A 9,130-nucleotide genomic window follows, 5' to 3' on the forward strand; every position below is an offset into this window, starting at 1 on the left:
CCGTCGCTGCACCGGGCCGGCGTGCCGGAATCATGGCTGGTCTGGCCGATCGGCGCCCTCAAGGCCCTGGGCGCGCTCGGGCTCGCACTCGGCCTGCTGGGCGTCCCGCTCATCGGCACGGCCGCCGCCGCGGGACTGGTCCTGTACTTCGTCTGCGCCCTCTACACCCACCTGCGCGTCAGCGACTTCTCCCCGCAGTTCTACCTGGCCATCGTGTTCCTCGGACTGGCGGTCGCCACCCTGGCACTCGACCCGGCTCTCGTGCTGAACATGACGCGCTGATCGTCACCCACCCGGCGCCTGGGAAGAGCTAACCAGGCCGTCGGGTTTCACGACCTAGCCCCTACAGGCGTGCAGCGCCGCACCAACGGCGTGGACGTAATGAGGTCACATCTCGGACCTGAGATGACTCGCGTGAGCGTTCTCTGCCCGTGGGATGATCTTGGAGTCCAGGTCTCGACCTGATCCGCGCCCTGTTGACGCTCGGGCATGTCCTGCACGCCAATGAGACCACCACTCGGATCGGCAGCGGGCGGCGGTGGCTGCATGTGGCCTGCACCGAGCGTCTGCCCCTGCTCGGGCTCGGGCCGCGCTCGCGCGAGGCTGCTGCGCGAGCGCGCCCAGGTCCGCGAGCGCCGGGCCCGGACCCGCCATGAGGCCCGCAAAGAAGCCCTACCTGGCCACCCGCGCCTCCAGCGAGATCTGGTCCGACCCCTACACGAAGCTGCCCGGCCCGGCAGAGCGGCAGTTCTACGACCTGTACGTGATGATCGACATCTTCTCCCGGTACATCACGCAGCCGGGCCGAGATCCTGATCACATTTTCGAAGTGGACGTCACATTAGGCACGCCTCCACGGCTCTCAGGGGCGAACACGTACAGGAAAGAGACCTCCATGACCGAACCTCCGCCAGGCAACGCCCCGCCAGATCGCTTCAGCTGGGTGGTGGTGCTTTCCACGATCAACGTCGAGGGCGGCCTCGACAAGCAGCCGTGCCGGTTCAACCGGGAGGAACAAGAACGTCGAGGCGGCCGCCGTCGCGAGCGGCAACCTGCCTCGTCAGGAGGGGTGAACACAATGCCATCACTGCGCGCCCGCCACAGAGGCGGGCTGGTAACCATCGTGGAGTCGGTATGACGCGAAGCTTACGAATGGAGACATTGGCGGTGCACGCCGGCCTCGCTCCCGACTCTCAGACGGGCGCGGTGGTGGAGCCGATCACCTTGTCGGTGACCTTCGAGCGAGATCCTGATGGCGGCCACCAGCGCGGCTACCACTACAGCAGCGCAGGCAACCCGAATCGTACGAGCCTGGAGAAAGCGCTGGCCGCGATCGAAGGTGGAGCGGATGCTGTTGCGTACGCCACCGGGTCTGCCGCCATCGCGGCTGTGCTCGGTACCGTGGCCGCCGGTGATCACATCCTCATCCCTGATGACGTGTTCCAGGGCACGGTTCGCCTGCTCGACCGAAGCCTCGCGCGCTGGGGTGTCCAGTACAGCGCCGTCGACATGACCGACCTGGATGCAGTTCGAGCGGCACTGCGACCGAGGACGCGCCTCGTCTGGACGGAAGGGTTGTCCAATCCGTTGCTGAAGGTCACCGACTTGGAGGCGATCGCCTCTCTTGCACATGATCACGGGGCGGCGTGTGCCGTCGACAATACATTCGTGACACCGATCTTCCAGCAGCCCTGAAGTACGGGGTGGACTACGTGGTGCATGCGACGACGAAGTATCTGTCGGGACATGCCGACGTCCTCGGCGGCGTGGTCATTGCGGCCGATCCAGCACGGCTTGAATTTCTGCGTAGCCTGCAATGGGTGGAAGGCGCGGTGCCGAGCCCACTGGATTGCTGGTTGACCCGTCGTGGACTGAAGACGCTGCCACTGCGGGTTCGTGCTCAAACCGCTACGGCTCAGGCCGTTGCAGAGTATTTGCAGGTCCATCCGGCGGTGACTGCCGTACACTACCCGGGGTTGAACTGTCATCCGCAGCATCAACTCGCCAAACGTATCTTGGACGGCTTCGGTAGCATTGTTAGTTTTGAAGTCAGCGGCGGACGAAAAGCGGCCGTGACTGTGGCAGCTAACGTGCATGTGTTCACCCGGGCAACAAGCCTCGGGGCGCCCGAGAGCCTCATTCAACACCAAGCCAGTGCCCCTACTCACGGCCAAGATACAGGCCTGCCTCAGAATTTGCTCCGCCTGTCAATCGGCCTGGAACATCCTGCCGATCTGATCGCCGACCTTGACCAGGCCCTCACGATGATCAAATCTGCAGGTGGTGACGGCAAGCCGTGAGTTTCGCCCCTGACTCCCGTCTGGCCCGAACCGTTGCCGCCGCGTCGGCTTTTGGCTTGGCATGGCCGCAACCGGCGCCTACACACGAATTTCTGGCCGTAAAAAAGATTGGCTGGTTGGTGTGCGTGTCCGGGCACGCCCCTTTTGATGACGAGCGTTTCCAGTATCAGGGTCAAGTGGGGGCCGACATCGATCTGATGACAGCACAGCAGGCGGCCCGCATGGCTGTTCTTGGCTGCCTGGTCTCCCTCGATCGAGCCTTGGGTGATCTCGAAGCCGTTCAAGAGATCGTGAAAGTCAATGGATATGTCCATTGCATTCCTGGATTTGAGCCTCTTCCTGCGATTACCGACGCAGCCTCTAGGTTGCTGATCGAAGTGTTCGGTGATGACGGTCGACATGCGCGTACGACGGTCGGTGTTGCGTCTCTGCCTTTTGGCGTCGCCGTCGAATTGGAGATTATTGCCCTGGCGCGCATGCAAGCCAAGCCCCGACCCCCTTAAGAACTCCTAACAGAATGATCTAGGAATCGCGCTGATCGTCTGTGGGTTGATCAGGGCGTGAGGAAGGGCGAGCAGCCACCGTGGATTGTGCCCGACGCACTGTGGGCGCGGATCGAGCCGTTGTTGCCGGTCGTGCTACGCCGCGCCGATCACCCCGGCCGCAAGCGTCTGGATGACCGGAAGGTCCTGTCGGGCATCCTGTTCGTGCTCTACACCGGCATCGCGTGGGAGTTCTTGCCCCAGGAGCTGGGCTTCGGCTCCGGCATGACCTGCTGGCGGTGCCTGCGCGACTGGCACCAGGCGGGAGTCTGGCAGCGTCTGCACGAGTCATTGCTGGCCGAATTGCACGCCGCTGGCGCGCTGGACTGGTCCAAGGCGGTGATCGACGGCTCGCACATACGCGCCCTCAAAGGCGGCCCAAAACTGGTCCGAACCCGGTCGACCGTGCCCGAACAGGCTCGAAACACCATCTGATCACCGACGGGCACGGTATTCCGCTGGCGGTGTCGCTGACCGGCGGGAACCGTAACGACGTCACCCAGCTCATGCCTCTGATCGAGGCCATCCCGCCGGTACGCGGCCGGCGAGGACGACCACGCCGGCGGCCGGATGCGATCTACGCCGACCGCGGCTATGACCACGACAAGTACCGCAAGCAGGTCCGAGCTGCCGGGATCACTCCGGTCATCGCTCGGCGTGGCATCAAGCACGGTTCGGGACTGGGCGTGCATCGGTGGGTGGTCGAGCAAGGCTTCGCGCTGTTGCACTGATTCCGCCGGCTGCGCATCCGCTGGGAGATCCGCGACGACATCCACGAAGCCTTCCTCAGCCTGGCCTGCGGCATCATCTGCTGGCGTCGACTGGCCAAACTCTGACTCCGTCAGGAACCTTTCGAGTCTGCTGCGAGCCTGGTCAGGCCCCGATGGTCGGATAGGGACTCCTCATCGCGCCGAAGTATGCCTCGGGCGCTCCTTCGATGTGCTCGGGCAGTTCGTCCATGAAGGTGCGCAGCAGTGGGGTCGCGTTGTGCCGGTCGAGGTCCTCCTGTGAACGCCAGACCTCGTAGAGGAAGAATCGGCCGTCCTCCTGTTCGTGGAGGTGGTATTGAAGGTTGCCCTCGTGCTCTCGAGACGGCTCGACGAGGTCCATCAGGAGCTTCCTGAGCTCGTTGGCGTGTCCGGGCTTGGGGGTCAGGAAGCCGTAGAGCGAAACGGGCGCTGGTGCAGTTGAAGTCGTCGTCATGGGATCAACGTTAGGATGTGACACAGGTGTCAGATTCAAGCCGCTGCCCTATGAGGTGGGTCACATGAAGATCGGGGAGCTGTCCCGCGAAACAGGCGTGGCCGTACGTCTCCTCCGCTACTACGAGGCCCAGGGACTGCTCACCTCCCACCGCAGCGAAGGCGGCCACCGTCATTACGGGCCCGAGGCCCCCGCCACCGTCGCGCGCATCCGCACCCTGCTCGCCGCCGGGCTCCCTACCAAGGTCATCCGCGAGCTCATGCCCTGCTTCGTCGGCGACGGCACCGAGCTCCAGGCCTGCGTTCTCGACCACCTCAGAACCCAGTACGTCGAGCTGGACTCCCGCATAGCCGACCTCACCCGAGCCCGCACCGCTCTGGGCGACATCCTCGAAGCCTCCGCCCGAGCACTCACCCACGTCTAAACCGGCCGTCACGCGTCGGGAAGCCGTGACCGAGCCTGCGCCAAACACCGGTGATCAACCTACAGAACAGACGATCAATACCACCCCAAGATCATTCTGTTAGGAGTTCTAAGTCGCGGCTCTCACATCACACACATGCGAGCGACGTGATTCCCCAGTTCAGCACGATCTGAACACCAACATCGTTCGGCAAAGTCGACGACAGCGCGAACCGGCCGCCGTCGGGGATGGTCACGCCCTGCTTGACGCCGAAGACCGCCAGGCCGCCGGGCACCTGCGGCCCGCGCACCTCGAAGCCGGCGAACTTCTGGGTGTTCACGTAGAACGCCACCACGTCTGCCTTGCCGTCCTTGACCAGGTGAAGGTGGTGCGCACCGCCGGGCTCGACCCGGACGAGGTGATCATAGAGCTCACCCTGCCCGCCCTCACCCCGAGCGAGGGCGAGGCCGCGCTGGAGCGGCTGTCCCTGCGCAAGGGGCCGACGGCGCTGTTCTGCGTCAACGACACGGTGGCGCTGGGCGGGCTGGAGCGGCGTGGCATCACCGTCCCGCACGACATGGCGGTCATGGGCTACGACGACGTGGAGTTCGCGGCGCTGCTGTCGCCGTCGCTCACCGCGGTCCGCCAGCCGAAGCACCAGCTCGGCCAGGCGGCCGCCGAGCTGCTTCTCACCGACGCCCGCGGCGACGCGGGCCATTGGCATCAGGAGATCGTCTTCCAGCCGGAGCTCATGGTCAGGGCGTCAACGAGCGCCTAGTTCGACCTCCTCGCCTGTCTAGGGCCGGGCTCGTAGCCGGCGTAGTCCAATCACCGCGAGGACCAGCCCGACGACGAGGACGATGGGGCCGATGACGGCCCAGGTGGTGTTGCCGCTCATCACGCTGCCGCCGACGACGCCCAGCCCTTGAAGCGTCCACAGAATGCCGACCGCCGCCAGGAGGACGCCGATGACGAGGGGGATCCATGATTTCACTGCTGATCTCGTTTCTTGCCCGGGCCAGGCGGGCGGTCTCGGCACGCTGCGATGCGACCTTCAGCATGACACGGCCGGTCCAAGCTGACACGTCCGACGTTTGCGCGGCTTCCGGCAGCACGATCACGACCGTGGATGAGGACCTACGATCGGCCTATGCTGCGCATCGGAGTTCTGGGGGCCGCGCGGATCGCGCCGGCCGCCCTGGTCAATCCCGGCCGCCTCGTGCCGGGGATCGAGGTCGCCGCCGTTGCCGCCCGCGACCGGTCGAGGGCCGAGGCGTTCGCCGCCAAGCACGGCATCCCCAGGGTCCACGCCTCCTATGACGAACTGATCGCCGACCCGGCGCTCGACGCGATCTACAACCCCCTGCCCAACGCCCTGCACGCCCCCTGGACGATCCGGGCGCTGGAGGCGGGCAAGCACGTGCTGTGCGAGAAGCCGTTCACCTCGAACGAGGCCGAGGCGCGCGAGGTGGCCGAGGCCGCGGAGAAGAGCGGCACGGTGGTGATGGAGGCGTTCCACTACCGCTACCACCCGCTGGCCGAGCGCATGCGGGAGATCGTGGCGGAGCTGGGCGAGCTACGCCTGGTCGAGGCGTGGATGTGCTTCCCGCTGCCGCGCTTCTCCGACATCCGCTACTCGCTGGAGCTGGCGGGCGGGTCGATGATGGACGCCGGGTCGTACGCCGTGCATGTGGCCAGGCTGCTGGGCGGTGGCGAGCCGGCGGTCGTCGAGGCCCGGGCGCTGGAGCGCTCGCCGGGCGTCGACCGCGCCATGAGCGCCGCCCTGCGCTTCCCCTCGGGGGCCTCCGGGCGGGTGCACTCGTCGATGTGGTCGGGGATGCTGCTCAAGATCGGCGTACGGGTGCGCGGCACGCGCGGCGAGATGCGGGTGAGCAACTTCGTCGCCCCGCAGTTCTTCCACCGGCTGGCGTACACGGTGGACGGCGTGAGCCGGCGCGAGAAGGTCCCCGGCGAGGCCACCTACACCTGCCAGCTGCGTGCCTTCGAGTCGGCGGTGCGCACCGGCATGGGCAACCTCACCCCGCCCGCCGACTCCGTCGCGAACATGTCGGTCATCGACGCCATCTACCGCGCGGCCGGATTGTCGCCCCGCTGAGGACAACGCAGATGCCCTCGGACCGCACTCGTCCGGGTCGATTGTCCTGGTGGTTGCCGGCCGTTGTTGCGGCCGGCACGGGTTCCGCAGGGCGGCGGGATGCAGAACACGCCAGATGAAGCGGTGTACGCGGCCATTGTCCACGTCCTGGTGAGCGGGGGCGTGCCGCGGGACGCGTGGCGCCAACTTGAAGAACGCCCTGCGCGACGGCTCGGACGTGTTCGTGCCCGCGCTGTGGCGCGGGTCCAGGGAGATCATCGCCTACAGCCGCAACGGGTACGAGGCACGCGCCTGGAAGCTGCCCGCCGACTGGAGGCAGGTGCGACAGGCAGACGTGTACGGCATCGGGCTCGACGGGCTGACCCTGGTGGCGGCGAAGGCGCCCGTACGGGATGGCGCGATCGAGCTCAGCCTGCCCGCGGGCACGGCGTACAGCATCGTCCCCCACGGCGCCCCCGTGGGGGACGGCGGGCTGATTCCCGGCGGATCGCCTGGACCGAGTGGTGGGGACTACGGGCTCTCGTCGCTCTCGACTGTCGCCAGCTGTCCCGTGGGCGGCAGGCCCAGTGCAACGGAGAGCTCGCGTGCGGCCTTCAGCACGGCGCCGCCCATCTCGTGCAGGCGGTCCGACGAGGCCGCACGCGTGACGGACACGCTGATCGCCGCCGTGATCAGTCCCCGGTGGTCCCGCACGGGCGCCGACACCCCGGCGGTACTGTCGTCCAGCTCGACGTCCGAGATCGCGTAACCGGCCGAACGCACATGGGCGAGATCGGCCAGCCACTTCTCCTCGCTGCCGACCGCGGTGTCCAGCCCGGAGGGCAGGGTGGCCCGCAGGAGCGCCAGGACCTGACGGTCATCCCACTCGGCGAGCAGCGATCGTCCCGCGGCCGCCATGATCACCGGCACCGAGACCCCCTCCCAGACCCGTTGGTAAGCCCGCGATGACGGCACCGACATCAGCGTCAGCACCCTGTTGCCGCGCAGCACGCAGAGATAGGCGTCATCGTCGAAGGCGGCGGCCAGGCGTCGCAGGAAGGGCGCGGCCACTTGGACGAGCCGGGACTGCTGGGTCCTGGCGGCGAGCGCGAACAACCGCCATCCGAGGTGGTAGCGCCGGGTAAGCGGATCTCGTTCCACCATGCCCTCGAGTTCGAGTGCGCGCAGAGCTCGGGAGACCTGACTCTTCTCCCTGCCCAGCCGTTGCGCGATCCAGCTGACCCCGAACCCGTCAGCATCCCGGCCATCGCCGTGACCAGCGAGCACATCGAGGATTTCCATGTCCCGGCGCAACCCGGCCGACGACACTGGCGGCTTCTCGCTCATCCCCATCCGTTCGTGACAGAAGTATTGCACTACCGTTGCACTGACTGCACCTTATTTTGCACTGACCGCAACAGTTAGCGTACGTTGGCGTACTCATGCAAGCGTAGCGAAGGCGGTAGCACCATGAATTTCAGCGAGTACGTGGCCTCACGCTGGGACACCCTCTCGCTGGCAGCCGCCGAGCACGCCCTGGTCGTGATGATCGCCATCGCCGTCGCCACCGTCGTCGGGGTCGGCATCGGACTGCTCACCTACGACTCCCCGAGAGCGCGGAGCGGCTCGATCACGATCTCCGCGGCGATCCTGACGGTCCCCTCGCTCGCATTGCTCACCCTGCTCATCCCCATCACCGGGCTCGGTTGGGGATCCACGCTGGTCGCCCTCACCGCGTACGCCTTCCTGCCGATCATCCGCAACACGGTCACCGGGCTGCGCGGCCTGGACGCGGCCACCGTCGAGGCCGGCCGCGGGATGGGCCTGAGCCGTCCGCGGCTGCTGCTGCGGGTGCAGTTGCCGCTGGCCTGGCCGCTGATCCTGGCCGGGATACGCATATCGGCGCAGATGATGATCGGGATCGCCGCCGTCGCCGCCTTCGTCGACGGGCCCGGCCTGGGCACGCAGATCTTCGAGGGACTGTCCCGGCTCGGATCGGTGAACTCACTCAACGCCACCCTCGCGGGAACGCTCGGCATCGTGATCATCGCCGTCCTGTTCGACCTGTTCTTCTTCGCCGTCCACCAGCTGACCACCCCGAGGGGGCTTCGTGTTCGACCGTGAATCCGAGGGCGTACGCATCGAGCTGCGCTCGCTGACCAAGCACTATCCGGGCCAGCCGGCCCCAGCGGTCGACCACGTCAGCATGGACATCCCCGCCGGGGAGCTCGTCGTCTTCGTCGGGCCGTCGGGCTGCGGCAAGACGACCACCATGAAAATGATCAATCGTCTGGTCGAGCCCACCTCGGGCGAGATCCGCATCGGCGGCGAGGACGCGCTGACCCTGGACCCGGACGAGCTGCGCAGGCACGTCGGGTACGCCATCCAGCAGGTGGGGCTGTTCCCGCACCTGACCATCGCCCAGAACATCGGCATGGTCCCCAAACTGCTCGGCTGGCCGCGGGCAAAGATCGCTGAGCGGGTCGAGGAGCTGCTGGCGCTGGTGAGCCTGGAGCCGTCGGCCTTCCACGACCGGTACCCGCGCCAGCTCTCCGGCGGCCAGCAGCAGCGCGTGGGCGTCGCCCGG

13 protein-coding genes and 2 pseudogenes are annotated in these 9,130 nt (G+C 66.7%); 10 read left to right on the forward strand and 5 right to left on the reverse strand.

Annotated features, from left to right (window positions below):
• The 5 genes and pseudogenes from AB0J09_RS45665 to AB0J09_RS45685 form a co-directional block, all read left to right on the forward strand.
• Positions 1-282, forward strand: a 282-nt coding sequence (locus tag AB0J09_RS45665) for a DoxX family protein (RefSeq protein ID WP_360705899.1), incomplete at its 5' end; no start/stop codon positions are given.
• Between the two features lie 370 nt (positions 283-652).
• Positions 653-1,138, forward strand: a complete 486-nt coding sequence (locus tag AB0J09_RS45670; RefSeq protein WP_360705902.1) for a hypothetical protein — start codon at positions 653-655, stop codon at positions 1,136-1,138.
• A 14-nt stretch (positions 1,139-1,152) separates the two neighbouring features.
• A pseudogene (locus AB0J09_RS45675) lies at positions 1,153-2,300 on the forward strand (aminotransferase class I/II-fold pyridoxal phosphate-dependent enzyme).
• Positions 2,297-2,803 carry a RidA family protein gene (locus AB0J09_RS45680; RefSeq protein WP_360705905.1) on the forward strand — a complete coding sequence of 169 codons (507 nt, stop codon included), beginning with the start codon at positions 2,297-2,299 and terminating at the stop codon, positions 2,801-2,803. Before AB0J09_RS45675 ends, AB0J09_RS45680 begins: the two are co-directional and overlap by 4 nt.
• Positions 2,804-2,887: 84 nt before the next feature.
• Positions 2,888-3,678 (forward strand): annotated as a pseudogene (locus tag AB0J09_RS45685) (IS5 family transposase).
• A 37-nt stretch (positions 3,679-3,715) separates the two neighbouring features.
• Here AB0J09_RS45685 and AB0J09_RS45690 read toward each other — a convergent pair.
• Positions 3,716-4,045 carry a putative quinol monooxygenase gene (locus AB0J09_RS45690; RefSeq protein ID WP_360705907.1) on the reverse strand — a complete coding sequence of 110 codons (330 nt, stop codon included), beginning with the start codon at positions 4,043-4,045 and terminating at the stop codon, positions 3,716-3,718.
• Positions 4,046-4,109: 64 nt separating this feature from the next.
• On the opposite strand from AB0J09_RS45690, the gene AB0J09_RS45695 reads away from it, so the two are divergent.
• Positions 4,110-4,469 carry a MerR family transcriptional regulator gene (locus tag AB0J09_RS45695; RefSeq protein ID WP_358447103.1) on the forward strand — a complete coding sequence of 120 codons (360 nt, stop codon included), beginning with the start codon at positions 4,110-4,112 and terminating at the stop codon, positions 4,467-4,469.
• A gap of 127 nt (positions 4,470-4,596) precedes the next feature.
• Here AB0J09_RS45695 and AB0J09_RS45700 read toward each other — a convergent pair whose 3' ends face one another.
• Positions 4,597-4,803 carry a hypothetical protein gene (locus tag AB0J09_RS45700; RefSeq protein ID WP_360705910.1) on the reverse strand — a complete coding sequence of 69 codons (207 nt, stop codon included), beginning with the start codon at positions 4,801-4,803 and terminating at the stop codon, positions 4,597-4,599.
• 24 nt (positions 4,804-4,827) lie between these two features.
• Between AB0J09_RS45700 and AB0J09_RS45705 the strand changes: the two genes are divergently transcribed.
• Positions 4,828-5,226, forward strand: coding sequence for a substrate-binding domain-containing protein (locus tag AB0J09_RS45705; RefSeq protein WP_360705913.1), 399 nt, complete (start codon positions 4,828-4,830; stop codon positions 5,224-5,226).
• 18 nt (positions 5,227-5,244) lie between these two features.
• Here the strand turns inward: AB0J09_RS45705 and AB0J09_RS45710 are convergent, their stop codons facing one another.
• A complete protein-coding gene (locus AB0J09_RS45710) occupies positions 5,245-5,442 on the reverse strand; it encodes a hypothetical protein (protein WP_360705915.1) in 198 nt (65 codons plus the stop codon).
• 156 nt (positions 5,443-5,598) lie between these two features.
• Between AB0J09_RS45710 and AB0J09_RS45715 the strand changes: the two genes are divergently transcribed.
• Positions 5,599-6,564 carry a Gfo/Idh/MocA family oxidoreductase gene (locus AB0J09_RS45715; RefSeq protein ID WP_360705918.1) on the forward strand — a complete coding sequence of 322 codons (966 nt, stop codon included), beginning with the start codon at positions 5,599-5,601 and terminating at the stop codon, positions 6,562-6,564.
• A gap of 261 nt (positions 6,565-6,825) precedes the next feature.
• Here AB0J09_RS45715 and AB0J09_RS45720 read toward each other — a convergent pair whose 3' ends face one another.
• Positions 6,826-7,002 carry a hypothetical protein gene (locus AB0J09_RS45720; RefSeq protein WP_360705921.1) on the reverse strand — a complete coding sequence of 59 codons (177 nt, stop codon included), beginning with the start codon at positions 7,000-7,002 and terminating at the stop codon, positions 6,826-6,828.
• 72 nt (positions 7,003-7,074) lie between these two features.
• Positions 7,075-7,890, reverse strand: coding sequence for an IclR family transcriptional regulator (locus AB0J09_RS45725; protein WP_360705924.1), 816 nt, complete (start codon positions 7,888-7,890; stop codon positions 7,075-7,077).
• Between the two features lie 123 nt (positions 7,891-8,013).
• On the opposite strand from AB0J09_RS45725, the gene AB0J09_RS45730 reads away from it, so the two are divergent.
• Positions 8,014-8,667: an ABC transporter permease gene (locus AB0J09_RS45730; RefSeq protein ID WP_360705927.1), complete on the forward strand. Its 654-nt coding sequence runs from the start codon at positions 8,014-8,016 to the stop codon at positions 8,665-8,667.
• The coding region (locus tag AB0J09_RS45735) for an ATP-binding cassette domain-containing protein (protein ID WP_360705929.1) at positions 8,654-9,130 on the forward strand (477 nt) is incomplete at its 3' end. The genes AB0J09_RS45730 and AB0J09_RS45735, both read left to right, overlap by 14 nt.

The sequence above is a fragment of the Nonomuraea sp. NPDC049784 genome (assembly GCF_040659615.1).
Taxonomy (GTDB): domain Bacteria; phylum Actinomycetota; class Actinomycetes; order Streptosporangiales; family Streptosporangiaceae; genus Nonomuraea.